The 25,321-nt window shown below is 70.2% G+C and carries 26 protein-coding genes; 20 read left to right on the plus strand and 6 right to left on the minus strand.

What is annotated here, in order from left to right; genetic code table 11:
• Positions 1-685: 685 nt before the first annotated feature.
• The 3 genes from mshB to ATK36_RS22950 are packed head-to-tail and all read left to right on the plus strand — an operon-like array spanning position 686 to position 2,689.
• The gene (gene mshB / locus ATK36_RS22940) at positions 686-1,504 is read left to right on the plus strand and encodes an N-acetyl-1-D-myo-inositol-2-amino-2-deoxy-alpha-D-glucopyranoside deacetylase (RefSeq protein WP_098515116.1); all 819 of its coding nucleotides are present in this window, start codon (positions 686-688) and stop codon (positions 1,502-1,504) included.
• Between the two features lie 2 nt (positions 1,505-1,506).
• Positions 1,507-1,905, plus strand: coding sequence for a hypothetical protein (locus tag ATK36_RS22945; protein WP_098513378.1), 399 nt, complete (start codon positions 1,507-1,509; stop codon positions 1,903-1,905).
• Positions 1,898-2,689, plus strand: coding sequence for a hypothetical protein (locus ATK36_RS22950; protein ID WP_098513379.1), 792 nt, complete (start codon positions 1,898-1,900; stop codon positions 2,687-2,689). The genes ATK36_RS22945 and ATK36_RS22950 overlap by 8 nt, the downstream gene beginning before the upstream one ends.
• Positions 2,690-2,694: 5 nt before the next feature.
• Here ATK36_RS22950 and ATK36_RS22955 read toward each other — a convergent pair whose 3' ends face one another.
• Entirely contained in the window at positions 2,695-3,453 is a 759-nt protein-coding gene (locus tag ATK36_RS22955; RefSeq protein WP_098513380.1) for a site-2 protease family protein, read from the minus strand.
• 222 nt (positions 3,454-3,675) lie between these two features.
• Here ATK36_RS22955 and ATK36_RS22960 point away from each other — a divergent pair, with 222 nt between their 5' ends.
• Both ATK36_RS22960 and ATK36_RS22965 read left to right on the plus strand, forming a co-directional pair.
• Positions 3,676-3,996, plus strand: coding sequence for a WhiB family transcriptional regulator (locus ATK36_RS22960; protein WP_098513381.1), 321 nt, complete (start codon positions 3,676-3,678; stop codon positions 3,994-3,996).
• A 929-nt stretch (positions 3,997-4,925) separates the two neighbouring features.
• A complete protein-coding gene (locus ATK36_RS22965) occupies positions 4,926-8,252 on the plus strand; it encodes a glycosyltransferase family 2 protein (protein ID WP_098513382.1) in 3,327 nt (1,108 codons plus the stop codon).
• 101 nt (positions 8,253-8,353) lie between these two features.
• Here the strand turns inward: ATK36_RS22965 and ATK36_RS22970 are convergent, their stop codons facing one another.
• Positions 8,354-8,818: a metallopeptidase family protein gene (locus ATK36_RS22970; RefSeq protein WP_098513383.1), complete on the minus strand. Its 465-nt coding sequence runs from the start codon at positions 8,816-8,818 to the stop codon at positions 8,354-8,356.
• A 79-nt stretch (positions 8,819-8,897) separates the two neighbouring features.
• Here ATK36_RS22970 and ATK36_RS22975 point away from each other — a divergent pair, with 79 nt between their 5' ends.
• The 5 genes from ATK36_RS22975 (at position 8,898) to manA (ending at position 13,392) form a co-directional block, all read left to right on the plus strand.
• The gene (locus ATK36_RS22975) at positions 8,898-9,251 is read left to right on the plus strand and encodes a DUF3499 domain-containing protein (protein WP_098513384.1); all 354 of its coding nucleotides are present in this window, start codon (positions 8,898-8,900) and stop codon (positions 9,249-9,251) included.
• A gap of 74 nt (positions 9,252-9,325) precedes the next feature.
• Complete coding sequence (locus ATK36_RS22980) at positions 9,326-10,681, plus strand: phosphomannomutase/phosphoglucomutase (RefSeq protein ID WP_098513385.1); 1,356 nt, start codon at positions 9,326-9,328, stop codon at positions 10,679-10,681.
• Positions 10,682-10,767: 86 nt separating this feature from the next.
• Entirely contained in the window at positions 10,768-10,998 is a 231-nt protein-coding gene (locus tag ATK36_RS22985) for a Trm112 family protein (protein WP_098513386.1), read from the plus strand.
• A complete protein-coding gene (locus tag ATK36_RS22990; RefSeq protein ID WP_170070048.1) occupies positions 10,982-12,076 on the plus strand; it encodes an SIS domain-containing protein in 1,095 nt (364 codons plus the stop codon). The genes ATK36_RS22985 and ATK36_RS22990 overlap by 17 nt, the downstream gene beginning before the upstream one ends.
• Before the next feature lie 83 nt (positions 12,077-12,159).
• The gene (gene manA / locus ATK36_RS22995; RefSeq protein ID WP_098513388.1) at positions 12,160-13,392 is read left to right on the plus strand and encodes a mannose-6-phosphate isomerase, class I; all 1,233 of its coding nucleotides are present in this window, start codon (positions 12,160-12,162) and stop codon (positions 13,390-13,392) included.
• Between the two features lie 7 nt (positions 13,393-13,399).
• Here manA and ATK36_RS23000 read toward each other — a convergent pair whose 3' ends face one another.
• Both ATK36_RS23000 and ATK36_RS23005 read right to left on the minus strand, forming a co-directional pair.
• On the minus strand, positions 13,400-14,035 hold the full coding sequence (locus ATK36_RS23000) for a nucleotidyl transferase AbiEii/AbiGii toxin family protein (RefSeq protein ID WP_211291936.1): 636 nt from the start codon (positions 14,033-14,035) through the stop codon (positions 13,400-13,402).
• Positions 14,032-14,553, minus strand: a complete 522-nt coding sequence (locus ATK36_RS23005; RefSeq protein WP_098513389.1) for a helix-turn-helix domain-containing protein — start codon at positions 14,551-14,553, stop codon at positions 14,032-14,034. The genes ATK36_RS23000 and ATK36_RS23005 overlap by 4 nt, the downstream gene beginning before the upstream one ends.
• A gap of 205 nt (positions 14,554-14,758) precedes the next feature.
• Here ATK36_RS23005 and ATK36_RS23010 point away from each other — a divergent pair, with 205 nt between their 5' ends.
• Positions 14,759-15,673, plus strand: a complete 915-nt coding sequence (locus ATK36_RS23010; RefSeq protein ID WP_098513390.1) for a cation diffusion facilitator family transporter — start codon at positions 14,759-14,761, stop codon at positions 15,671-15,673.
• Between the two features lie 75 nt (positions 15,674-15,748).
• Complete coding sequence (locus tag ATK36_RS23015) at positions 15,749-17,281, plus strand: amino acid permease (RefSeq protein WP_098513391.1); 1,533 nt, start codon at positions 15,749-15,751, stop codon at positions 17,279-17,281.
• A 91-nt stretch (positions 17,282-17,372) separates the two neighbouring features.
• Here ATK36_RS23015 and ATK36_RS23020 read toward each other — a convergent pair whose 3' ends face one another.
• On the minus strand, positions 17,373-19,652 hold the full coding sequence (locus ATK36_RS23020; RefSeq protein ID WP_098513392.1) for a hypothetical protein: 2,280 nt from the start codon (positions 19,650-19,652) through the stop codon (positions 17,373-17,375).
• Between the two features lie 85 nt (positions 19,653-19,737).
• On the opposite strand from ATK36_RS23020, the gene ahcY reads away from it, so the two are divergent.
• The 4 genes from ahcY (at position 19,738) to ATK36_RS23040 (ending at position 22,481) form a co-directional block, all read left to right on the plus strand.
• The gene (ahcY, locus tag ATK36_RS23025; RefSeq protein ID WP_098513393.1) at positions 19,738-21,246 is read left to right on the plus strand and encodes an adenosylhomocysteinase; all 1,509 of its coding nucleotides are present in this window, start codon (positions 19,738-19,740) and stop codon (positions 21,244-21,246) included.
• 100 nt (positions 21,247-21,346) lie between these two features.
• The gene (locus ATK36_RS23030; RefSeq protein ID WP_098513394.1) at positions 21,347-21,634 is read left to right on the plus strand and encodes a FitA-like ribbon-helix-helix domain-containing protein; all 288 of its coding nucleotides are present in this window, start codon (positions 21,347-21,349) and stop codon (positions 21,632-21,634) included.
• On the plus strand, positions 21,631-22,074 hold the full coding sequence (locus tag ATK36_RS23035) for a type II toxin-antitoxin system VapC family toxin (RefSeq protein ID WP_098513395.1): 444 nt from the start codon (positions 21,631-21,633) through the stop codon (positions 22,072-22,074). The genes ATK36_RS23030 and ATK36_RS23035 overlap by 4 nt, the downstream gene beginning before the upstream one ends.
• A 191-nt stretch (positions 22,075-22,265) precedes the next feature.
• A complete protein-coding gene (locus ATK36_RS23040; protein ID WP_098513396.1) occupies positions 22,266-22,481 on the plus strand; it encodes a hypothetical protein in 216 nt (71 codons plus the stop codon).
• 10 nt (positions 22,482-22,491) lie between these two features.
• Here the strand turns inward: ATK36_RS23040 and ATK36_RS23045 are convergent, their stop codons facing one another.
• A complete protein-coding gene (locus ATK36_RS23045; protein WP_386999046.1) occupies positions 22,492-23,424 on the minus strand; it encodes a hypothetical protein in 933 nt (310 codons plus the stop codon).
• A gap of 368 nt (positions 23,425-23,792) precedes the next feature.
• Between ATK36_RS23045 and ATK36_RS23050 the strand changes: the two genes are divergently transcribed.
• The 4 genes from ATK36_RS23050 (at position 23,793) to ATK36_RS23065 (ending at position 25,315) form a co-directional block, all read left to right on the plus strand.
• Complete coding sequence (locus ATK36_RS23050) at positions 23,793-24,065, plus strand: hypothetical protein (protein WP_245915026.1); 273 nt, start codon at positions 23,793-23,795, stop codon at positions 24,063-24,065.
• Positions 24,066-24,086: 21 nt separating this feature from the next.
• On the plus strand, positions 24,087-24,737 hold the full coding sequence (locus ATK36_RS23055; RefSeq protein ID WP_098513397.1) for a dTMP kinase: 651 nt from the start codon (positions 24,087-24,089) through the stop codon (positions 24,735-24,737).
• Between the two features lie 63 nt (positions 24,738-24,800).
• Positions 24,801-25,001 carry a hypothetical protein gene (locus ATK36_RS23060; RefSeq protein ID WP_098513398.1) on the plus strand — a complete coding sequence of 67 codons (201 nt, stop codon included), beginning with the start codon at positions 24,801-24,803 and terminating at the stop codon, positions 24,999-25,001.
• Positions 24,998-25,315 (plus strand): type II toxin-antitoxin system PemK/MazF family toxin, encoded by a 318-nt coding sequence (locus tag ATK36_RS23065; RefSeq protein ID WP_342752055.1) that lies wholly within the window; start codon positions 24,998-25,000, stop codon positions 25,313-25,315. The genes ATK36_RS23060 and ATK36_RS23065 overlap by 4 nt, the downstream gene beginning before the upstream one ends.
• Positions 25,316-25,321: the final 6 nt, after the last annotated feature.

Consider the following 25,321-nt stretch of genomic DNA (forward strand, 5'->3'; position numbering starts at 1 on the left):
ACGCCGTCGCGGGTGTGCGAGGCGACCTCTTCCTGACCGCAAGCACCGGAGTAATCGCGTTGCTCACCGTAGTCGTGAAACCTAGGCAGTGGACAGCTGGCAAAACCATCGATCCGGACACTCTGAGTGAGATCGTTGTGGAACAGCAATCTCATCCTGACGAGGTCCGTCAAGGATTCCCCGGGTCATCAACTACTGAGGGTGGTTGACCGTAAGGGTTGCGCGAACCCGTTTGGGTGATTCTGCAGCCCGGTCGGTCGTTTGGTTCGGGGGACGATAACCCACGCTCTGCAATTTGGGGAGCCCAGCGAATGGCGCAGCTTCCCGTCCGGGGAAGACCACATGTGACCAGGAATTAACCCGATCTCGTGAGTCGAATGCGCCGCTCGAGGAATTCGGCGGCACGTGCTCCGGCCGGACAGTGGTCTGCACCTCCTGATATGTGTTCTCCGGCAGGCGGAAGCCGGCCATCACGCGGCGACCGCCGGGAGGCCGCCGCGTCGCCCCAGCCGGGCGGACCACCCGTGCCGAGTGGTCCGCGATCCTGCTGCGCGGAACGTTCCGCCCCCGGGAACGCCCAGGTGCCGGGACGCATTTCCGACGCAGTGGGATGCGTTTGCAGCTACCTGTGCATAGGTGACGCCGTCGTCGGCGGATGCGCCCGGAGGGTCGTTAACCTGAGGTGGTGAAGCGGAAGCTGCTGCTGGTCCACGCGCACCCGGACGACGAGAGCCTCACCACCGGCGGGGCCATCGCCCGGTATGCGGCCGAGGGCGCGGAAGTCTTCCTGGTCACCTGCACCCTCGGTGAGGAGGGTGAGATCGTGCCGCCGCGGCTGGCCCGGCTGGCCGCGGCCGAAGCCGACCAGCTGGGCGGCTACCGCTTCGGCGAACTCGCCGGCGCTTGTGCCGCGCTCGGCCTCACCCGGCACGACTACCTCGGCGGGATCGGCCGGTGGCGAGATTCCGGCATGGCGGACACGCCGGCCGCCGAGCACCCGCGGGCCTTCACCGGCGGACCGGTCGTCGAGCAGGCCGCGCAGCTGCGCGGCCTGCTCGACGAACTGGCGCCGCAGGTCGTCGTCACCTATGACGCGTTCGGCGGCTACGGCCACCCGGACCACATCCGTGCGCACGAGATCACCATGGCCGCCGCGACCGACGTGCCGCGCGTCTTTCATGTGGTCCAGTCCAGGGCCGCACTCGTCGCCGGGCTCGCCGAACTGCGCGCGGAGGGGACCTCTCCCTTCCGTATACCCGCGGACGACGAGCTGCCCTCGGTCCCGGACGAGAAGATCACCACTGTGCTCGACATCTCCGCACACGTTCCGGCGAAGCTCGCCGCCTTGCGCGCGCACGAGACACAGCTGACCGTGTGCGAAGACGCGGTCGTCCACTTCGCACTCACCAACGACGTCGCCCAGCCGATCCCGCCCGCCGAGTACTTCGTGCTCGCCCGCGGCGACGCGGACGGTGCCGGGACCGATCTGTTCGGCGGGCTGTGATCATGGCCGCCCCGCTCACCCGCGCCCAGTGGCTCCTCTTGCTGCTGCTCGCTTTCGACGCTGTGCTGCTGGCGCTGCTCGAAGTGTTCTTCCTGCCGCTGCGCGTCGGCTCACTCGGCGAGATACCACTCCCGGTGACCGCGCTGGTCGGTGCGGTCACCACTCCGTGGCTCGTGCTCACCACGGCGAAGCTCGTGCGTCCCGGGCTGTCGTTCGTCCCGCTGGCGGTCTGGGTGATCGTGGTCTTCGTCATCGGGCTGACCGGTCCCGGCGGGGATCTCGTGCTGGTCCAGGACTGGCGGGCGCTGCTGCTGCTCGGCGGGAGCGCGCTGCCCGCCGCGCTGGTGCTCGGCGGCGGGCTCGGCCGGGCCGCCCCGGCCAAGGGATCCGGCCGTGGCTGAGGCCATCTCGGATCGGCAGGTCGTCGCGGTACTGCGGCCCTTCGTCCGCGCCAGCGCGCCGATGCTCGACGCACTGCGCGAATCCGATCCGTTCGGCCTGCAGGACCGCGCCCGCCGTGGCGAGGACGAATTCACCGACCGCAAACTTCGCGAGAAGGTGCTCGGTGCACTCACCTCGGTCCAGGTCCCGGGCACCTCGGCGTGGGCCGCGATGGACATCGACAAGCGCGCGGGCTGGTGGATCAACCGGGTGGGCAGGCTCACCGCGCTGATCACCTCGATCCCCGGGCTCGGCGGGGCGCTCGCCGACCGGCTCCCCGTGCAGGACGCGCTCGGCGCCGCGTCACAAGGCCTGCTGCTGTGCGCGATCGCGGGGGAGTACGGCGTGACCGACGTGGGCAGCCGGGTCCGGCTGATCGCGTCCGTGCTGTTCGAGCGGGACATCGACCCGCGGCTGGCCGCCGGCGAGCACGCCGGGCATGACGAGTCCGCAGAGGACAGTGCGGCCGCGAAGCTGACCGAGGAACTCGATCAGTCACGGCGCGCGCACGGCAAAGTCACCGTGAAAGCGGTCGCCGGCACGCTGTGGCGCTTCGGCCGCTCGCTCTGGGGCATCGCCGGGGAACTGGAGAAACGCCCGAGCGGCCGGTTCTACCACCGGCTGATCGGGATGCTGCCGGTGGCCGGCGCCGCGGGCGACTACTTCGGCGAACGCGCCGGGCTGCGCACCGTATGGAAGCGTGCGCACGCTTGGCTGATGGCCAACTCCCCGCGGTGGGCCTGAAGAGCTCAGCGCCAGAACAGGAACGCGGTCTGCCCCACATTGGCCGCGAGCGAGCTGCCGCCGAGCGCCAGGAAGACCTTCCCGGCCACGGACCAGAGCAGATCCCCGGCCGGGCGGAACACGAAGAAGAGCGCGAACAGCGCCAGCGGCGCCCACGGCCGCACCCTCGCACCGAACATCCGCGCCTGCGGCGACAGATAGGGCTCCAGTGCACCCCATCCGTCCAGCCCCGGCACCGGAAGGATGTTCAGCAGGAACGTCATCACCTGCAGCAAGGCCAGATAGGACAGTGCGTAGAACAGGCCCGTCGCCATCGGCACCAGCGCGACCACCAGGCACAGCGCGGCGCCCACGGCCAGATTGCTCAACGGCCCGGCCAGCGAGACCCACGACGAAGTGGCCCGGCTGCGCAACGCGCCCCGGTTGATCCACACCGCGCCGCCGGGCAGCGGAATGCCGCCGATCAACAGGAAGATCAACGGCAGCAGCAAGGACAGCACCGGGTCCGTATAGCGACGGACGTCCAGCGAGAGGTACCCCTTGCGGGCGACTTCGTGATCCCCGCCGCGGAAGGCCACGAAGGCGTGGCCGAACTCGTGCAGGGTGAGCGAGGCGATCCAGCCGCCCGCGACGAGCAGCACCACACCCGCGACGAACATCGGGTCGCGGCTGCTGAGCAAGGTCGAAGAGTCCCCGTATGCGGCCAGGAAACCGCCGGCCACGGAGACGGCGAGGATGCCGAGGAAGATCGGACTCGGGCGCACTGCTGATCTCTGCACCACTCCAGTCTTCCGTATGCCCGGTGTGAAGTCTTCGGCGTGTCCCCTTGCGCAGCCGGCGAGAGGGATCCCCCGAACTCGCTACTCCGCTTGACCTGGCCGCACTACACGGGTGTAATCACAGTGATGTCATTCGCTGTCGAGGGGACAGCGGGTGGCGTTTCACCACCGCCAGCCTGGGGAGTGCGTAGGAGCGAGGAGGCGGACGTGCGGTTGGAAGCAGAGAGCAAGGAATGGGGGCACGTCGTGGGGTGGGGAGAGAACCCGGAGCAGCAGCTCGGGGATCTGACCGACCTCTTCGATGCCACCGAAGAGCAGGACTGGCAGGAACGCGCGCTCTGCGCGCAGACCGACCCGGAGGCGTTCTTCCCCGAGAAGGGCGGCTCGACCCGGGAAGCCAAACGGATCTGCCTTGGCTGTGAAGTCAAGGACGAATGCCTCGAGTACGCCCTGGCGCACGACGAGCGCTTCGGCATCTGGGGCGGACTGTCCGAACGGGAACGGCGGAAGCTCAAGAAACGCGCCTGATCGATCCTTGTGGCCCGGAGTATGTCCACGGAGAGCGTGGACCGGTGGGCTCGATCACTGTGTTTTCTGGGGGTGCAACCCCCAGGCCCCGCCCGGGGGCGAGCCCCCGGACCCCCGCCGTGGTTGCGTTGCGGCGGGGGTTTTACCTGGGTGCTGTTCGGGGTGAGTTCCTGGATCTTCGTCGTGGTTGGGTTGCGGCGGGGGTTTTACCTGGGTGCTGTTCGGGTTTGTTCCTCGGTCCTGGTCGTGATTTCGTTGCGGCGGGGGCTACCTGAGTGTCGTTCGGGTTTGTTTCCGGGCTCTCGTCGTGGTTGCTGCGGCGGGGGCGTTGCCGGAGTGCCGTTCGGAGTGAGCCTGAACTCCTCGCCGTAGGTGCGTCTTGGCCTTTCGTCGTTGCGTTGTGGCGCAGGGTGGCGAGGCTCGCCTGAATCGTTGCTCGTTGCGGTGCGGCGGGGCAGGGGGCCCGGCAAAGTTGGTCGAGGACCCGTGATCAGCAGAGTGAGCCGTGGCTGCCGCGCATCATCGATGGCGCTTGCCATCTCGATCTATTGCGCCCGGCAGCGGGCGATGCGGAGGTGTTCGAGGCGCGCGACCACCTCGTGGTGTGCACCGGACCTGTCTCGGGTCTGTGAAGGGGCCTTTCACAGACTCAGAGTCCGTGAAGGGCCCCTTCACAGACCTTCACGGGCCTCCTGCGGTCTGCGCCCCCTCGCGCCGACTTTGCCGACACCCTGGTGCGGCGGGGCGTCTCGTGATGGGTCGTGGCGGGGGTGTTTTGGGGTGGGCTCTTGGGGAATCGGGGTTGGTTTGAGCGGGCCGGTTTGGGGTGGTGGCGTCCGTGTGGGTGATACGGCGTGGGTCCGGGCCGGTGCGGTGGGTGAGGTCGTAGGGTGGCCGCACCGCATCGTTCTCCCGGTCAGGAGCCGTTCTTGCCCCGCCCCGTCGCCCCGCCCGCTGTGCGCACCCTGCCCGTACTGGCCATTGTGGTCTGTCACGACGGCGAGGAATGGCTGCCGCTGGCGCTTTCCGCCCTGCGGCGCAGCACGGTCCGGCCCCGGCACGTACTCGCGGTCGACACCGGATCCACCGACCGGACCGCGAAACTGCTCGCCGAAGCCGCCGCCGGCGCGAGCGGGCCGGAATCCGCGCCGGTGCTCTCCGGCGTGCTCACCCTGCCCGCCGGAACCGGCTTCGGCGCGGCGGTCGCGGCGGCCGTCGAACACGCCGTCCAGCGCTGGGGCGACCCCGGCTCCTGGCTGTGGCTGCTGCACGACGACTGCGCCCCCGAACCGGACTGCCTCGAAGCCCTCCTGCACACCGCCGAGCAGAACCCGTCCGCCAAAGTGCTCGGCCCCCTCGCACTCGACTGGACCGACCCACGGCTGATCGTCGAAGCCGGGCTGTCCACCGACGCCTCCGGCCACCGTCAGCACATGGCCGCACCCGACGGCGAACCCAGCGAAGTACTCGCCGTGCCCAGCGCAGGATCGTTGGTACAACGGGAACTCTGGCACGAACTCGGCGGCTTCGACGAGAATTTCCCGCTGCTGCACGAGGATCTCGACTTCGGCTGGCGCGCCAACACAGTCGGCTCACTGGTGCTTTCGGTGCCTGCGGCACGCGTACGGCACGCCCGCGCCCTCACCACCGGACAGCGCACCCCGGACGCGACCGGCCGCTCGCTCGCCGCACTGAACCGTTCCCACGGGCTACGGGTCTTCCTGGTGAACTGCTCGCCCGCGTCGTATTGGTTCGGGCTCGTCCGGCTGCCCTTGCTGCTGGTACTGCGCGCGCTGGTGTTCTTCGTGCTGCGCCGTACGACCGAGGCCGGCGCGGAGCTGGCCGCGCTGCGCTATCTCTGCGGCGGCCGGGGAAATCTCCGTGCCGCCCGGGCCACGCGGCGGGAATTGCCGCGCCCCGGCACGGTTCGCGGGCTCTTTACGAGCCGGAACACCCGGCTGCGCAACGCGATCCGGGCCGGTGTGGTCGGCCTCGTGCAGCGCGGGGTGCAGAACGACGTGGCGCTCGGCACCGTGCCGGACAGCGTCGAGCAGGACAGCGCGTGGATCCCGCCGGAGGCGCTCGCAGCCTCCGGCGCCCGGCCGGTCGGGCCGGCTGCGTTGCCCGCCGGAGCGTTGCGGGGGCTCAGCAGCCGCGGCTCCCGGCTGCAGCGTCCGGCCACGGTCGTCGCGGTCGCTCTGCCGGAGGCGCCCCCGCAAGAGTCCGAAGAGGACGGTGAAGCACCGGAGGTCGAAGCCCGGCCGACACCGGTGCCGCGTCCGGCGGAGCCGGCCGCCGAACCCGACCTGGTCTTCGTCGCGGTCGACCGCCGCCGGGTGCTCGCGGCCACCGTGTTCGCGCCGCCGTTCGTCCTGGTCGTCGTGCTCACCGCGCTGGCCTTGGTGATCAACCGCGGCCGGCTCGGCCTCGACTTGTGGGGCGGGCAGCTGCTGCCGGTCGGCGGGCTGGGCGAGATCTGGTCGACGTACTTGTCGTCGTGGCATCCGATCGCAGGCGGCACGGGTGCGCCGGCTCCCGCGACGCTGCCGGTGCTCGGCACCCTCGGGGCGATCTTCACGCCGATCGGTGGCCCGGCCGCGCTTGTCGCGATCCTGCTCATCGCCGACCTTCCGCTCGCCGGGCTCAGCGCGTACGTGGCCACGCGCAAGCTTCCGGTCCGCCGGTGGGTCCGCGCGGCCATCGCCGCGGCGTACGCGCTCCTGCCCGCCGCCACCGCTTCGGTCGCGCAAGGCCGGCTCGACGTCGTCGTGGTCCACATCGTGCTGCCACTGGTGGTAGCCGGGCTGGTGCGGCTGCTTACCCGGCCTGGCACCCGCTGGCTGCACGTCTCCGCGCTGTCCGCGTTCGGCGTCGCGCTGCTTGGCGCGTTCTCCCCGCTCGCGCACGGGCTCGCGTTGGTCGGCCTGCTCGTCGGGTTCATCGTGTTGCCCGCGCCGTCCGGGCTGGCCCGGCGGGTCGCCTCGGTCGGGATCGTGGTGATCCTGCCGCTGGTCCTGCTGCTGCCGTGGCCGACCGTGCTGCTGCGCCACCCCGAACTGCTCGTGCAGGGGCTCGGTGGCGCGTCCGCCCCGGCGTCCGCCGCGGATCTGGCCGGGCTCACTCCGGGCGGACCGGGCGCCTGGCCGATTGGGGTCGCGGTCCTCGCCGCCACGCTCGTCGCGCTGGTCGTCCGGCCACGCCGCGAGGTCGCCGGTGGGCTGGCGCTCGCGATACTCGGTGTCGTCGGCCTGTTCGTGGTCCGGCAGGTGCAGCTCACACCGTTGCAAGGTGGCACCCCTGCGGCCGGGTACGCGGGGGTGCCCCTGCTGTTCGTGGGTGCCGGGCTGCTCTGGACGATTCTCGCGACCTGGCAACGCGGCGGCCGCGCGGCCGTCCCCGCACCGTGGCTGCCGAAGGTGCTCGCGGTGGCCGGGACAGTGGTGGTGGTCGCCCTAGGCGTGGGCGCGGTGCTGTCCGGTGCCGAAGGGCCGCTGACCGCGCAGCCGCGCCCACAGCTGGCGTCGGCGGTCTCAGCGGGACGATCCGTGCTCGACCTCAGTACCGGCTACAGCCCTGTACGCCAGACCGGCGGTCGTCTCGCGCAGTTCGGCGACGACGAACTCGCTCCGGTCGCCGGTACGCCCGAACGGCTCGCCGGTTGGCGTCGTGACCTGGGACAAGGCGACGTCGCCACGCTACGGAGCACGTTGGCCGCCGCAGCCGCGTCCGGCGTGCAGTACGTGATCCTCCCGGCCGGCACCAACGCGGCCGCGTTCGCCGACGCCGCCCGCGACCTGACCGCGGTGGCCGCACCGATGTCGGACGGACGGCCGGTGCTGCGGCTGCTGCCGAACACCGGCGAAGTGGCGTTGATCTCGCCGGAGCTGGCGAAGAAGGCGGTGACCCGCGGCGGCGCGCCCGGCGTGAGCCCGGGCGTTTCCCCCGTCGACGCGCGGCTGCCGGACGTGCGCGTGCGAGCGTCGGAAGGGCCGACCGGACGGCTGCTCGTGGTCGCCGCCGAGCAGGAGGCCGGCTGGCAGGCGAGCGTGAACGGCAAGACAGTGCCGATCGTGCCCGCCTGGGGCCACCAGGTCGCGGTGTCCATACCTCCGCAGCCTTCGGAGATCTCCGTGACATTCCCGGGCACCGAACGCGGATTGCTCCTGCTTGTGCAGCTCGCCGCGGTGCTGTTCACCGCATTGACCGCGATCCCCGCCCGCCGCCGCGGCCCTGGTTCCGCTGCGCTCCCGGCTTAAGTCCGTGAAGGGGCCCTTCACGGACTCTGAGTCCGTGAAGGGGCCCTTCACAGCCTTCACAGACGAGTCGACCACGGCGGCGGAAGGCGAGGAAAGGAGGCTCAGTCGCCTTCGATCACGTCGGGTTCGACGCCGAGGTAGCCGGCCACCTGCTCGACCAGGACGTCGTGTACCAGGTCGGCCAGCTCCGCGGGGTCCTTCGCCCTGGCCTCCAGCGGGCGCCGGTACAGCACGATCCGCGCGCGGGTGGGCAGGCCGGTACGGTCCACCCCGGCCGGGACCAGGCGGGACAGCGGGACCACGCCGTCGTGCAGCACGCCGTCGGTGGCGGTACGGCCGTCCTCGCGGACTTCGGGCACGTCGTCGACCGCGACGTCCAGCTTCGTCAGCTCGTGGCGCCAGCGCGCTTCGATCGGCTCCAGCGCGTCGAGCACCAGCGCGTCGAACCGCTCCGCGCGGCTGGTCGCGACGGGCAGGGACGCCGGATAGAGCGTTCCGCGCAGGCCCCGGCCGTGCCGGTCCCGCCGAAGCCGCTGCCGTTGTCGATAATCACGAGCCGTCGCCACCTGCCAAGTCTATGCGGTCGGCCGGGCCACGCGCGTGTCGCCGGTACGGCCTTGCGGCGACGCGCTATCGTTTCGAATCGTGCGGAGCGTACGGAAATGTTCGCGAACGGGTTGCCTCGAGCCCGCAGTCGCCACGCTCACGTACGCCTATCGTGACTCCACCGCCGTCGTCGGTCCGCTGGCCACCGCCTCCGAACCCCATTCCTACGACCTGTGCGAGGCACACGCGCTGCGGCTGACCGTGCCGAAAGGCTGGGAAGTCGTCCGCCACGAAGGCACCTTCGCCGCTCCAGAGCAGTCGGCGGACGAGCTGACCGCGCTGGCCGAGGCCGTGCGCGAGGCCGGCCGCTCGGACCGGCCCGCCGCGCCACCCGAGCCGGAGAGCCCCTCCGGCAGACGCGGTCACCTGCGCGTGCTGCCCGGGCGCGCCTGAAGGTAGCTCCCGCCGGTAGGCTTTCGCCCGCGGCGCGACCGGCGCCGCGACGACACTAGCGGCGGGGAGAAGGCGTGCCAGACCTTTCCGGCATCGTGAAGGCCTACGACATTCGTGGCGTGGTCGGCGAACAGCTCGACGAGGCCCTGGTACGGGACTTCGGGGCAGCATTCGCACTGCTGGTCAAGACCGAGGCGCCGACCGTGGTGATCGGTCACGACATGCGCGACTCTTCGCCGGGCCTGTCGGCGGCGTTCGCCGAGGGCGTCACCTCGCAGGGCCTTGACGTGGTGTCGATCGGCCTGTGCAGCACCGACGAGCTGTATTTCGCGTCCGGTTCGCTGAACCTGCCGGGTGCGATGTTCACCGCCAGCCACAATCCCGCGAAGTACAACGGCATCAAGATGTGCCGCTCCGGTGCCGCTCCGGTCGGGCAGGACACCGGGCTGGCCGAGATCCGCGACACGGTGGAACAGGGCGTGCCGGTCTTCGAGGGCAGGCGCGGCAGCGTCACCGAACGCGACGTGCTCGGGGAGTACGCCGGGTACCTGCGCGGCCTTGTCGACCTGAGCGGCTCGCGGCCGCTGAAGGTGGTCGTGGACGCGGGCAACGGGATGGGCGGGCACACCGTGCCGACGGTGTTCGCCGGCCTGCCCATCGAGATCGTGCCGATGTACTTCGAGCTCGACGGCACCTTCCCGAACCACGAGGCCAACCCGCTGGACCCGAAGAACATCGTCGACCTGCAGGCCAAGGTGCGCGAGACCGGCGCGGACGCGGGCCTGGCCTTCGACGGCGACGCGGACCGCTGCTTCGTCGTCGACGAGCGGGGCGAGCCGGTGTCGCCGAGCGCGATCACCGCGCTGGTCGCCGTGCGTGAGCTGGTCAAGGAGCCGGGTGGCACGATCATCCACAACCTGATCACCTCCACCGGGGTGCCGGAGATCGTCGCCGAGCACGGCGGCAAGCCGATGCGTACCCGGGTCGGGCACTCGTTCATCAAGGCCGAGATGGCCCGCACCGGCGCGATCTTCGGCGGCGAGCACTCCGCGCACTACTACTTCCGCGACTTCTGGCGGGCCGACACCGGCATGCTGGCCGCACTGCACGTGCTGGCCGCGCTCGGCGAGCAGGACGGTCCGCTGTCCGCGCTCACCCAGGACTTCTCCCGCTACGCCGCCTCCGGCGAGATCAACTCGACGGTGGACGACCAGGTGGCGCGGATGCTCGCGGTGAAGGACGCCTACGCGGGCAAGTCCGGCGCGCAGATCGACGAGCTGGACGGGCTGACCGTGCGGCTGGCCGGCGGCGCGTGGTTCAACCTGCGTCCCTCGAACACCGAACCGCTGCTGCGGCTCAACGTGGAGGCGGCCGACCGGACCGCGGTGCAGGCGCTGACCGACGACGTGCTGGCGCTGGTCCGTGGCTGATCGAACCGTTCCGCGGGAGTCTTCCGGGCAGGATCGTGTCCGGAAGGTGCCCTCCACAGGCAACCTTCGCGTGGTATGGAGGAACCATGGCCCTCACGCTTGACGCACAGCTGCTCGAGATCCTCGCGTGCCCGTCGCCGGATCACGCGCCGCTGCGCCCGGGCACCCCGGACGACGCCGAGGCAGAGGCACTGACCTGCACCAGCTGTGGCCGGGTGTACCCGGTCCGTGACGGGATTCCCGTGCTGCTGCTCGACGAGGCGGTGGCACCCGGTACCGCCGGTGAGCCGGATGACGACCATGCCGACAGTGCTTGACGATTCGCTGCTCGACGACCCCGCGCGGCTGGCCGAGGCCGACCGCGGGGGTCTGCTGCGGGCCGCCGCGATGGCCGGCGCGCAGGTGCGGGCGACTGCCGAGGCCGCGGCCGAGCAGGAACTGAGCGAGCGGCTCGACCTCGGCCGCCCTCGTTCGCTGGTGCTGATCGACCGCCCCGGCGTGAGCCGCACGCTGACCCGGCTGCTGGCCTCGCTGCTCACGCCGTCCTGCCCGGTGCCGGTCGTGCTGGCCGAATCCGTGCCCGCCTGGATCGGCGCGCTGGACGTGGTGTTCGCGCATACCGACGATCCCGGCGACCGCGAGCTGGCCGCTTCGCTGGAGCGGGCCGCCCGCTTCGGTGCGTCGGTGGTGCTGTCCGCGCCCGAGGACGGGCCGGTCGCGGCCTCCGTCGCGGGCAAGGGGGTGCTGCTCGCGCCACGGGTGCCGGTGCCGCCGGAGATGGCGTTCCCGCGTGGTCTTGCCGCCGGGCTGCTCACCGCGAACGCGCTGGGCCTGCTGGTCGCGGACGTGCAGGCGCTGGCCGACCAGCTCGATCTGGAAGCGGAGAAGGACTACTTGGCCCGGGAGTCGTTCACGAACCCGGCCAAGGCGCTCGCGCTGCGGATGGCCGAACGCGTGCCGCTGCTGTGGGGGCTGGATCCGGTGGCCGTCGCGGTCGGCGAGCACGCCGCGCACGCCTTCGCCGCGCATGCCGCGGTGGTGTGCGACGTAGAGGACTACCGGCAGGCGATGGCGCGGCCTGCGTTGTGGCGGTCGGCGCAGTCGGGTGAACGCGAGCGGGACATCTTCGCGGATCCCGGCGACGGCCCGGAGGCGCTCGCCAAGCGTGTGCTGGTGGTGTCGGTGCGGACCGGCCCGGCCACCGAGGCGGCCCGTTACCAGGTCGGGGATCTGCTGCCCGGGGCCGATCTGGTGGTGCCCGCCGAGGAGATCGAGGCCGACGAGGTGATCCGGGCCGCGGTGCTCGCACTGCGATTCGAAATCGCCGCCGTTTATCTCGGGCTTGCCGCGGGCAGCATCGGCGGGGCCGGCAGATACGCGCCGGTCACCGCCTGAAGGAGCCGCCCGGACGCCGGGAAACGCCTGTCGGGCGTGCCGGCTCCGGTCGAGGGGAAGAAAATTGGGGAGTTGAGGTGACAGTGGAGCTGCTGCGCAACGCCGTACGGCCCTATGCTTGGGGATCGCGCACCGCGATCCCGCAGCTGCAGGGCCGTCCGGTACCTGCGCCGCACCCCGAGGCCGAGCTGTGGATGGGTGCGCACCCTGGCGATCCGTCCCACGTGATCGGTCCGGACGGTACCGAGCGGAACCTGCTCGCGCTCGTCGAGGCCGACCCGGTCGGCCAGCTCGGGCAGCGGTGTGCCGCGCGCTGGGGCGGCAGGCTGCCGTTCCTGCTGAAGATCCTGGCCGCCGAGGAACCCCTGTCCATGCAGGCGCACCCGTCGGCGGCGCAGGCCGCGGAGGGCTATGCGCGCGAGGAGAAGCTCGGCATCCCGCGGGACGCGGCCGACCGGAACTACCCGGATCCCACCGCGAAACCCGAGCTGGTCTGCGCGCTCACCGAGTTCCACGCGCTCGCCGGGTTCCGCGATCCGCACCGCACGATCAAGCTGCTCAAGGCGATCGAAACACCCGGGCTGGCCAAGTACACCGCCCTGCTGGAGGCACAGCCGGATCCCTCCGGGCTGCGCGCGTTGTTCACCACGTGGATCACGCTGCCCCAGCCGGCCTTCGACGAGCTGCTGCCGGAGGTGCTCGACGCCTGCGTGCGGCACGTGGCCGACCACGGCGAGTTCACCGTCGAATGCCGGACCATCCTGGGGCTGGGCGAGACGCACCCACGAGACGCCGGGGTGCTCGCCGCGCTGCTGCTCAACCGGCTGACCCTGCGCGCGGGCGAGGCGATCTACCTGCCTGCCGGGAACCTGCACCTGTACCTGCACGGTATTGCGGTGGAGATCCTGGCCAACTCGGACAACATCCTGCGCTGCGGTCTCACCCCGAAGCACGTGGACGTCCCCGAACTGCTCCGCGTGGTCGACTTCTCCTGCGGCGAAATGCCGGTGCAGCACGGCGAATCCGCCGGCCGCCGGATGGCGGTGTACCACACCGACGCCCCCGAGTTCGAGCTTTCCCGGATGGACTGGGCGCCGGACGAGCGCACCGAGGTGGTGCTCGATTCGGCGGGGCCGCAGATCCTGCTGTGCACGGTGGGGGATCTGCTGGTGGTGGCCGCCGACGGCGCACAGGTGGAGTTGCGTCAGGGGCAGTCTGTGTGGCTGCCCGCCGCCGATCCGGCGGTTCGGGTCCGTCCGCTCAGCGGGGTCCGGACCCAGCTTTTCCGGGCGACGGCGGGGGCCGGGGAGGGCTGAGCGGGCTTCAGGAGGTCAGCTCGGCCATCCAGCTTGCGAAGAAGTGGCGCACTGCGAATGTCTCCTCGAGCGCGACCGGAAGCTCATGGTCGGCGAAGCGGCTCAGGGTGCGCAACATTTCGCTGAACACCGAGATGTCGAAACCGGGATCCTGTTGCTCGGCGAGGGCGAGTAGCCGTGGCTTGGGATATGTCGCGGACAAGGCGTATACGTCGGTGAAGTCACGGGCTTCAGCACGGTCGAAGAGCGCTATCACCTTCTTGCCCGCAAGTTCTTCCCGATTGAAGGCCGGACCAAGGAAGGTCAACGTCGGCGGGCTGCGGGGCGGGGCGTCGAGCGCCAAGTCGAGCACGAGATCGTCCGGGCCGGTCACCACCAGCCGGCAGAACGTGATGGCATCACGGATCCGGCGCACCTGCCAACCACGCGCTGCGGCGGCGGCTTCCAAGGCGTCCCTGGCGTCCGGCACGTCGCCGCGGCCGGGACTGGCGAAGAAGTCCAAGTCCTGCGTCGGCCGGTTCGTCAGGCGTTGTGCAACCAGTGCGGCGCCCCCGGCAAGCAGAAAACCGTCGCTTTGCGGTAGCTCGAAGAACATCTGCGCGACTGTTACTTGAAACGGGGTCAGCGCTTCCGATGAGCTCACGTCAAGTGCTCATGCCGGGCGTTGTGGACGAGCGTCTCCCATCCGGAGCGAACGTCGCGCGGAAGGACGAGCTCATCCCACAGATCGATCAGCAGCGCGCCGTCGATGTACTCGATGATGTGGTCGCCGGTACCTTCTCTCAGCACGATCTCGTAGAGCCGCGCCCGGTCCGCGCGCGCGGCGAGATCAAACCGGCGATCCGGTTCCGACCAGTTCAGCTCCACCGGCAGGACGACCGATGCGAATGCCTTGGCCAGGGGAAGCCGGGGTAGCGCGGAAGGAAGCGAGATCGAGCGACCGCCGGGAGCGGACTGCTCGTGGAAAACGATCCGGGATTCCAGCGCCAGCTCGAACCCCGCGCCGGCCAGCAGCCGGGTGACGGTGTCGAGGGTGGGGGACTTCCTGCCTCGTTCGTAAGCGGACAGCGTCGGCCGTGAGGTGCCTGCTCGCTGTGCCAGCTCGTGCTGGCTCAGTTCGGCCGCGCGGCGTGCTTCCGCCAGTAATTCACCAGTACGCATTGCCCCACCTGATCGCCGCCCCACCTGAATCGCCCGACTTGAGCTGTGTATGTATCCGAAAGGATACCATAGGCGAGGGGTTCACTGTATCTCATGGGATACCTTGGCGGGCGGCTGCCGGGAATCGGCCTGCGCGTACCCGGCCCATCTCCACCATCTAGGCTGCCCTCCGGGCAATTCGGGCGCCGACCAACGGGAGCAGGCCGTGTCAGCTGGTGGGGGTAGCAAGGCGATCATCGCGGCGTTGTTCGCGAATGCCGGGATCGCGGTGGCCAAGTTCGCCGGGTTCCTGGTCACCGGGTCCTCTTCGATGCTGGCCGAGTCGGTGCACTCGGTGGCGGACACCGCCAACCAGGGGTTGCTGCTGCTGGGCAAGAAGTCCGCGCAGCGGCGGGCCACCCGCGAGCATCCGTTCGGGTTCGGGCGGGAGCGGTACTTCTACTCGTTCATCGTCGCGTTGCTGCTGTTCACGCTCGGTGCGGCGTTCGCGTTGTACGAGGGTGTCCACAAGGTGCTCGAACCGGAGCCGCTGGAGACGCCGCTGGTCGCGGTGATCATCCTGGTCGTCGCGATCTGCCTGGAGAGCTACAGTTTCGCCACCGCGATCAGCGAAGCGCGCGAGATCAAGGGCGGGGTCGGCTGGTGGCGGTTCATCCGGCAGGCCAAGGAACCCGAACTGCCGGTGGTGCTGCTGGAGGACGCCGGCGCGCTGGCCGGGCTGGTGCTCGCGCTGGCCGGGGTCGGCCTTTCGGTGCTCACCGGCGACCCGGTGTTCGACGGACTCGGCACCGTGGCGATCGGGCTGCTGCTCGGCGTGATCGCGGTGATCCTGATCGTGGAGATGAAGAGCCTGCTGATCGGCGAAGGCGCCACCGAGTCCGAACTGGACACCATCGTCGACGAGCTGGCCGCGGGCAAGGTCGAGCGGGTGATCCACATCCGCACCCAGTATCTCGGCCCGGACGAGCTGCTCGTGGCCGCCAAGCTCGCGCTGGTCCCCGGTCTCGACACCGAGCAGGTGGCCACCGCGATCGACGACGCGGAGACCCGGGTACGGGCGAAACTGCCGGTGGCCTCGTTGATCTACCTCGAGCCGGACCTCGATCGCACGCCCCGGTGACCTGCTGCGGATCGGTCCGGTGATCACCCGCTAGGGTGGTTGCCTGGTACCTGAAGTCCTTGCAGGAGGTCAACGTTGCCCGGCACAGGGTTGTGGCGCACCAAGTCGATCGAACAGTCGATCAGAGATACCGACGAGCCGGGCAGCCGGCTACGGCGGAACCTGAGTGCCTGGGATCTGACCGTATTCGGCGTGGCGGTGGTCGTCGGCGCCGGGATCTTCACGCTCACCGCGCGCACCGCGGGTGACTACGCCGGCCCGTCGGTGCCGGTCGCGTTCGTGATGGCGGCGATCGCCTGCGGGCTGGCCGCACTCTGCTACGCGGAGTTCGCCTCGACGGTGCCGGTGGCGGGCAGCGCCTACACGTTCTCCTACGCCACGTTCGGCGAATTCGTCGCGTGGATCATCGGCTGGGACCTGATCCTGGAGCTGGCCGTCGGTGCCGCCGCCGTGTCGAAGGGCTGGTCGGCCTATCTGCAGACGGTGCTCGGTTACCTCTTCGGCGACGACGCCAAGACGGTGATCGACCTCGGTGGCGGGTTCCAGATCGACTGGGGCGCGCTGATCGTGGTCCTGGCGCTGATCACCCTGCTGGTGCTGGGGACGAAGCTGTCCTCGCGGTTCTCCATGGTGGTCACGGGGATCAAGGTCGCCGTGGTGCTGTTCGTGATCGTGTTCGGCTTCTTCTACATCAAGAGCGCCAACTACACGCCCTTCATCCCGCCGGGCAAGACCGCGGGCGGCGGCGGCGAGACCGGCGTGGACGCTTCGCTGTTCTCCGTGCTCGCGGGGGGCTCCAGCAGCTCGTTCGGGGTCTTCGGCCTGCTGGCCGCGGCCTCGGTGGTGTTCTTCGCCTTCATCGGGTTCGACATCGTCGCGACCACCGCGGAGGAGACGCGCAACCCGCAGAAGTCCGTGCCGCGCGGCATCTTCGGCTCGCTGGCCATCGTGACCGTGCTGTACGTGGCGGTGTCGCTGGTGGTCGTCGGCATGACGCCCTACACCGACCTGGCCACGTCCGCGGGCGACGGCAGCCACAAAACCCTCGCTACGGCGTTCTCCGCGAACGGCGTGAACTGGGCGGCGAACCTGATCTCCGTCGGCGCGCTGATCGGCCTTACCACCGTCGTCATGGTCCTGATGCTGGGCCAGATCCGGATCATCTTCGCGATGTCGCGCGACGGCCTGATGCCGCGCAGCCTCGCCAAGACCAGCGAACGCGGCACGCCGAAGCGCGCGACCATCGTGGTCGGCACCCTGGTCGCCGTCGGGGCCACCTTCTTCCCGGCCGAAAAGCTGGAAGAAATGGTGAACGTCGGCACGCTGTTCGCGTTCATCCTGGTGTCCGCCGGGGTGCTGGTGCTGCGCCGCACCCGCCCGGACCTGCCGCGCGTGTTCAAGGTCAAGGGGGTCTGGGTGATCGCGCCGGTGGCCATCCTGATCTGCCTGTGGCTGATGCTGAACCTGACCGTCCTCACCTGGCTGCGGTTCATCGTGTGGATGGCGGTCGGGGTGGTGGTCTACTTCGCCTACGGTCGCCGCAATTCCCTGCTGGGCAAGCGAGTGTCCGGCGAACAGGCCGTGCCCGCCGAGGTCCCCGAAAGCTGAGAACCAAGGCTGTGAAGGGGCCCTTCACGGACTCAGAGTCCGTGAAGGGGCCCCTTCACGGATCTGCGACCGGAGAACTGAAAGGCCGGGGTCAGCGGGGCCGCGGCAGGTCGCTGAACAGCGAACCCTGCTCGCCGAGGGGCCGTACCTGTCCGGTACGGCCCAGCCCCGCGGCCATGGCCACGGCGTGGTCCCATTCCGGGTCCGCGACGTAATCGAGGTGCCGGAGCACACCGGGCGTCCAGCGGCGCCGTCCGTCCGGTGCGCGCAGCGGATCGGGCAGCCAGTGGTCGCCGCCCAGCACCAGGACGCCGGACTCCTCCGGGGTGGCTTCCAGCGGGCCGGTGCCGCCGGTCGGGAGGTAGCCGTCGCCCAGCAGGTGCCGGCCGCTGGTCTGGTGGCGCCAGGTGGTCACCCCGCCGCCGAAGATGTCCGTGCCCCGGCACAGTGCTCGCCAGCGTCCGTCGAGCTTGGCGAACAGCGTGGCCAGCGATTCCTGCGGCAGAACAGCGGGGAACGCGCGCTGATAGCCCCACTGCAGCGGGGAGCCCGCGGTGAGCAGCCCGAGCCGGCTCAGCTCGTCCTCCGGCAGCTCTTCGCTGAGCCGGGCGGCGGTGAGCACGGTCAGCACGCTGCCGAGGTTCAGCCCGGACAACACCACTCGCGTGCCGGGCTCGGCCAGGTGCTCCTTCACGCGCTCGGCCAGCTCGGGCACGACCTTGAGCGCGTAGCACGGCGGCACCCCGGGATGCGCTGCGCGTGGCCAGAACGAGACGAGATCCGACAGCGCACCCAGGTGCCTGCTGCGTTGCGGTGACCGCGCCGCCGAGTAGACGACCCGCAGCAGCCCGGCCGCGAGCCCGCCGAGCGCGAACACGCCGACCGTCGACACGGGCGCCAGCCAGGGTGGCTGCCGCAGCCCGAACCCGAAGCGCACGATGAGCAGCGCCACCGCGCCAACGCACAGGCCGAGCGACACGATCGTGGTCAGGTGGTGGAGGTGCCGGCGTTCCCAAGCCGACCTCGCCCAGGCGCGCGCGGCGTCCTGCTCCTGGCCCCGGTCGTGCTCCATCAGCCCGACGATCGGCGGCACCCCGCGGCGGCGACGGCGCAGCGGCACGGCGATCGCGTAGCCGGCGACCGAGACCAGCCCCATCAACGCGAGCCCGCCGCCCCACAACGCGGTGACCAGGTCGTAGGTCTTGGGCAGCTGCAGATCGTCGGTGCCGAGGAGCTGGCGGATCGCGAACGCCAGCCCGGCGCCGAACCCGCCACCGAGCAGCCCGGCCAGCGCGACCACCGGCGCCGCGGCCCAGCCGCCGAGCCAGGGCCGCAGCCGGTGCGGCCGGTCTCGCCAGGTCTTCCTGGCCAGCAGCGCGGCGGGCACGAGCACGAGCGCGAACAACGTGGTGATCACGACCAGCGAGGCGCCAAGGCCTTCGACCGTGCCGTCGATGCCGGTACGGCGTTCTTTCGCCGGTACCGCCAGCAAAGCCGCCACGATCGTCACCAGCGTGGCGAAGCCGATCAGAGTGCGCCGGGCGATCCGGCCGGTGTCGTTGCCGACTGCGGCACCGATGAGCACCGCGAGCACCAGCGCGAGCGTGCAGATCCACCCGATCAGCTGCGGCACCTGCTCCGGCGGCCGCAACGGCCCGCCGAACAGCGGCAGCGCGATACAGGCCAGCGCGGCGACGGTGTGCAGCGCGGACATCCCGTGGACCTCGGGGTCGGCATGCAGCTGCAGCGGAACCCGTTTACGTGCGCTGCGCGCGCCACCGCGCACGTGCCAGTTCGTGGACGAGATCCGGTGCAGCACGTACACCAGCACCAGCAGGGCAGCCACCCCGGCGCCGATCCGCAGTGGCTCCGCGCGCAGCCCGCTGGGCACCCAGCTCAGACAGGCTGTGCCGGGGGCGAGGCATTGGGTCGCGACGAGGTCGATCACCATGGCCGAGACCTGGCTGATCAGCAGCATCGTGAGCAGCACCGCGATGATCCGCAGCAGCCCCCGGCACACCCCGCCGAGCCGGCGCGCGCGGTGGACCGGCGGGAGCATCCAGAACGCGACGTTCGCCAGCGAGAACGGGAACAGCAGCGCCCAGACCGCCTTCGCCGCACCACCGGAGGTCATGCCGGTCCACAAGTACCCTTCGAGGGTGCGCGGGATGGACCGGCCGAGCGCCGGGACGACCGGACCCGGCGCGGGACGGCGGAGCCGGTCGGACGGGCGCACCACCCGGCCGAGCCCGTCGCCCGCCACGTCCACCGTCGACACCGCGTCGAGCAGGGTCTCCCCGCTCGTGCCGACCAGACCGGCCACGCGCAGCTCGACGATGCGGGTGTCGGGACCGGGGAGCGGGGCGGGCACGGTGGTCTCTCCTCATCCGATCGAGTTGGGGCCGAGCCGACAACGGTACTGTTCAAGTGCCATCAAACCTTGGAGGAACCGCACTATGACCCCCGAAAGCGTAGTGAAGCGGCACGACACCCGGGGCGGCATCGAATTCGCCGTCGCGGATCTGGACGCCGCCGAGTTCGGACGGAAGGAGATCCGCCTCGCCGAACACGAGATGCCGGGCCTGATGGCGCTGCGCCGTGAGTACGCCGAGGTCTACCCACTGCGCGGAGCACGGATCTCCGGGTCGCTGCACATGACCGTGCAGACCGCCGTGCTGATCGAGACGCTGGTCGCCCTCGGTGCCGAGGTGCGCTGGGCCTCGTGCAACATCTTCTCCACCCAGGACCACGCCGCCGCGGCGGTCGTGATCGGCCCGCACGGCAGCGCCGAGGAGCCCAAGGGCGTGCCGGTGTTCGCCTGGAAGGGCGAGTCGCTCGAGGAGTACTGGTGGTGCACCGAGCGGATGCTCACCTGGGACGGCGAGGGCCCGACAGCGTCTGATGGTCGGACCCTGCAAGCAGGTCCTAACATGATCCTCGACGACGGTGGCGACGCGACGATGCTCGTGCACAAGGGCGCCGAGTACGAGAAGGCGGGCGTGGTGCCGGCCGCCGGCGCCGACGACGCCGACGAGTGGAAGGTCTTCCTGGAGCTGCTGCGGGCTTCGGTCGTCGCGGACGGCTCGAAGTGGACCACGATCGGCGCCGGCGTGCGTGGCGTCACCGAGGAGACCACCACCGGCGTGCTCCGGCTCTACCAGCTGGCCGCCGCGGGTGAGCTGCTGTTCCCGGCGATCAACGTGAACGACGCGGTGACCAAGTCGAAGTTCGACAACCGGTACGGCATCCGGCACTCGCTGGTGGACGGCATCAACCGTGGCACCGACGTGCTGATCGGCGGCAAGGTCGCGGTCGTCTGCGGCTACGGCGACGTCGGCAAGGGCGCCGCGGAGTCACTGCGCGGCCAGGGCGCGCGGGTGATCGTGACCGAGATCGACCCGATCTGCGCGCTGCAGGCCGCGATGGACGGCTACCAGGTCAAGCGCCTGGAGAACGCGCTGCCCGAAGCGGACCTCGTGATCACCACCACCGGCAACAAGGACGTGGTGATGGTCGAGCACATGGCGAAGATGAAGCACCAGGCCATCCTCGGCAACATCGGGCACTTCGACAACGAGCTGGACATGGCCGGGCTGGCCCGGTACCCGGGCATCCGCCGGGTGACCATCAAGCCGCAGGTCGACGAGTGGGTGTTTCCGAACGGCAACACCATCATCGTGCTGTCCGAGGGCCGTCTGCTCAACCTCGGCAACGCGACCGGGCACCCGTCGTTCGTGATGTCGAACAGCTTCTCCAACCAGGTGATCGCGCAGATCGAGCTGTTCACCAAGCAGGCGGAGTACGACAAGGAGGTCTACCGCCTGCCGAAGAAGCTGGACGAGAAGGTCGCCCGCATCCATCTGGACGCGCTCGGCGGTGAGCTCACCAAGCTGACCAAGGAGCAGGCCGAGTACATCGACGTGGACGTCGAAGGTCCGTTCAAATCGGAGCACTACCGCTACTGACGCACTGCCGGAAAACCGCCCCGGATTCGTTCTGGGGCGGTTTTTTGTCGGCAAATGAAAACAGTGATAACCCTATTGGGTGATAGGCTATCTTGGTGGGGTGAGACAATTGATCACCCGCATCGACGACGAGCTGCACGCCCGGCTGAAGGCGCGAGCCGCGGCCGAGGGGCGCACGCTCAACGACCTGGTCACCGAGGCCCTGCGGGGCGTGCTCGCGCAGGAGGAGAGTCCGCGGCAGTGGAAGGAAAGGCTGCTGGCGGAAGGGAAACTGGTCTCGTTCGAACCGGCCCGGGAACCGGTCGGACTGGACGAGCTGGAGTGGCGGTCGCAGGGCTGGGGCACTGCGGTCAGCGAGGCACTCGACTGGACGAGGGGGGACCGGTGACCGTCTACTACGCCGACCCGAGTGCGGTGGTGAGCGCCTTCGTCGCCGATGAGCCGCAGCATTCCGAGCTGCGCGAGTTGCTGTTCGGTGGTGACCACCGGGTGCTGACCAGTGAACTGACCCGAATCGAATGGGCGAGTGTGATGACGGCGGCGGAACGTACCGGCCGGATTCCCGATGCCCGCGAGTTCCTCGATGAATTCGACGCGCTGGGCCGTGATGCTGCGCTGGGCCTCATTCCGTTCCGGCCCGCGCGCATCTTCCGCCCGGCACAGCGGCTGGTCGCCGAGAACCACCCGCTGCGCACCCTCGGCGCACTGCACCTCGCCGTGGCCATACACGAGACCGCGGATCTGACCGGCGGCGAGCCGATCACCCTGGTCACCCGGGACGAGCGGCAGGCCGACGCCGCGAAGGCCAACGGGTTGCTCGTGTACTAGGCCGACAGGGTGCCGTCTCTCCGGTGCGCCCGGCAAATCGGGCGGAGTTTCCCAGCCCTTTAGGACAGAATGATCGGTCTGGCCGGTCATGGTCGGGCGGTATGCCTTGCCGGGCCGGGCGCACCGGTCGAAGGATCGTGCTCGTCCGGGCTTCCGGGCGTTTTCCACCGGTCAGAGAGGTGTGCTCAGTGATGCGCAAAGTGTGGATGGCCTTGGCGGTCGCCGCCGCGGCGACAGTAATGGTCGCTCCGGCGGCGTCCGCGGGGACGAACTACCCCGCCGGAGTGTTCCCCAGCATGGACGCCGCGAGGGCGAGCTGTGATGCCGGGATTGCCCAGGGACGCTGGAAGGCGTGCAGTTACCAGCCGCTCGGGGGTGGGCAGGCGCAGCTGTGGGTCTTCATCTGACCGGAGGAGGTCAGTTCCACTCCACCGCGATACCGGACAGCCCCGGTCCGGTATCGCGGAAATAGCCACTGGTCACGCCGCCGGTGTCGCAGGCGAGCTCCTCCGCCTCCACCGGCAGGGCGTCGTCGCGGGCGCGGACCTCGCGAGTGCAGCGGGCGGGCATCGCTGCCGGCGGGAACTGCAGCTGCAGCAGGTAGCTGGCGCACTGGTCGCGCAGCATCCGGTAGTAGCCGGGGAACAGCGCGGCCGAATCGTCGCGCACCTCGAAGCAGAACACGTGGATGTCGCCCTCGCCGAGCTTGCGGTCGAACAGCAGTTCGGTGGCCATCGTCTCGCTTTCGGGGTGCCGGCGGATCCGGCCGACCCGGCAGCCCTCCGCGGTGCGCATCTCGACGTCGCCGATCCGGCAGCCGGGATCGCCGTTGTACACCGTGACGTACCGGTCCGGCCCGTGCCGCCGGGCGCGGGTGACCAGCCGGGTGCGGATGCTGACCTGGTGCCGGTGCTCGTCCACGGTGATCTGGTCGTGCACGGCGAGCATCTCCAGATCGGCGTTGGAATGCTGGGCCGCGGGCGCCACGCCCAGTTCGTCGAGCAGCTGCTCGACGATCGAGCCCATCCCGCCGGAGCGCAGATCGTGGAACGAGGCGGCGGCCTGGTGCCCGCGCGGCCGGGCGGTGCGCGGGCCGATCAGCACCACCAGCGAATCGGCGGGCAGCTGCAGCACCGATTCGAGGGCGCGGACGGCGGGCAGCGCCTTGGGTACCTCCGGCTGGCGGAGCCCGCGTTGCCAGTAGCTCAGGGTCGACTGTCCGATGTGGACGCCGCGGAGCGCGAGGTGGGCCCGCAGCCGGGCCAGTGACAGGCCGCGGTGTGCGATGGCCAGCCGCAGTGCCAGATGGAACTCGCCGGTGCGCAGCGCTTCGGCCAGTTCGGGCGGCACCTCACCGGGACCACGCTTGCCAGGTTCGATGATCAGTGGGCCTTCCCCGTTCTCATGCCATCGCGGTCCCGCCGCCGGCCGGTCGCACGGCGGGCGTGAACACTCCGGAATGTTCACGGTAGCAGTGAATGGCGCCTCTTCCGACGACAGTTCGGTGGGCCTGGCCACGGCAGCCGGGCCGTTCCGCGTTCCGGCGCCGCCCCGGAATGTCCCCGCGGCGGCGGCGGCATCTTGCTCTCGGTGACCGCACTGTTCCACTGTGATGATCACCGAAGACCAGATCGGTGGGAGGTTTCCGTGCCGTGCTGAGGAAGAAGCAGGAAACCGGGGATCCCGGCAGACCGGTCCGTCCCCCGAAGCGAAACCGCTTGACCCGCACACTGCTGCTCGCTCTGCTGGCGGGCGTGGCGTTGTTCACGGCGGCTCCGGGTGCGAGCGCGACGCAGCCCACCGGCCATTCTCGCCAGTCCGCGCCGTACGCCTCGGTGGCCGAATCCCGTCCCCGTGTGGTGACCGGAGGCGGTGGGCAGGAGTCACCGGAACCGCCCGACGACAGCTGGATCTCGTTGCTCGCACTGGTCGGCCTGCTCGTCGCCGCTCCGCTGGGCTACCTGGCCCACACCCGGCGGGAAGCCGCTTAGCCCGGCAGGTCATGTCCTAGGCTGAACGCTGTGGGGCAACTGGTCGTTATCGAAGGTCTGGACGGCGCGGGCAAGCGGACGCTGTCCGATGGGCTCACGGCTGCGCTGGAGGAAGCCGGGGCGAGTGTCGCAGGGCTGGCGTTCCCGCGCTACGGCCGAAGCGTGCACGCCGACCTGGTGCGCGAAACGCTGCACCGGGGGCACGGCGATCTCGCCGACTCGGTGTACGGCATGGCCATGCTCTACGCCCTCGACCGCAGCGGTGCCGCGGACGAGATCCGCGAACTGCAGGCGGCCAACGACGTCGTCCTGCTCGATCGGTACGCCGCGTCCAACGCCGCGTACGCCGCGGCCCGGCTGCGCCAGCACGCGGACGGCGAGGTCGTGCGCTGGGTGTGGGACCTCGAAGTGAGCCGGTTCGCGCTGCCCCGGCCGGATGCGCATCTGCTGCTGCGGGTCAGCCCGGCGGTCGCGGCCGAGCGTGCGGAACGCCGTGCCGAAGCGGATTCCGCGCGCACCCGCGATGCGTTTGAAACCGACGATTCGCTCCAGCTGCGGTGTGCCGAGGTGTACGACGAACTCGCCGCGGCCGGCTGGCTGGCGCCGTGGCACGTGCTCGACGGGGTGGCCGGCGTCGATCTGCCGACGCTGGCGAAGGCGCTGCTCGGCTGAACACCCCAAGGCTTGTTTTACGTCTGCTGGACAACTGTACAACGCAAGCGTAGGCTGTCCACTATGACTGCGACCATAGGTTTCCGGCCCACGGAGGAGGACGACCTCATCATCAAGGCCGCGATGCAGAGCGGTGAGCACAAAAGCGACGTGATCCGGCGCGCGCTGCGGCTGCTGGCGGAAGAGGTCTGGGTCAAGCAGGCGCTCGCCGACGCCCGGCGGCTCAGTGGCGAGGACCTCTCCGCCGAACAGGACGCTTGGTGATCCGGGGCGCGGTCTACCGGGTCGATTTCGGTCATGCCAGACGAGGCCACGAGCAGCGCGGCAAGCGCTACGCGGTCGCGCTGAGCCCCAGTTCGATGCCGTGGAGCGTGGCGACGGTCGTGCCGACGTCCACGAGCGCGCAGCGGGCGGTCTTCCGCCCGGAGCTGGAAGTGCTGGGCACGAAGACGCGGTTCCTCGTCGACCAGATCCGCACGATCGACGTCGCCCACGTACACGGTGATCCGGTCGCCTATCTGGGCCGGGAGGAGCTGGCGCAGATCGAGGAAGCCGCCCGGCATTACCTCGGCCTGTGACCCGGC

Origin of the sequence: Amycolatopsis sulphurea, assembly GCF_002564045.1 — a bacterium.
GTDB lineage: Bacteria > Actinomycetota > Actinomycetes > Mycobacteriales > Pseudonocardiaceae > Amycolatopsis > Amycolatopsis sulphurea.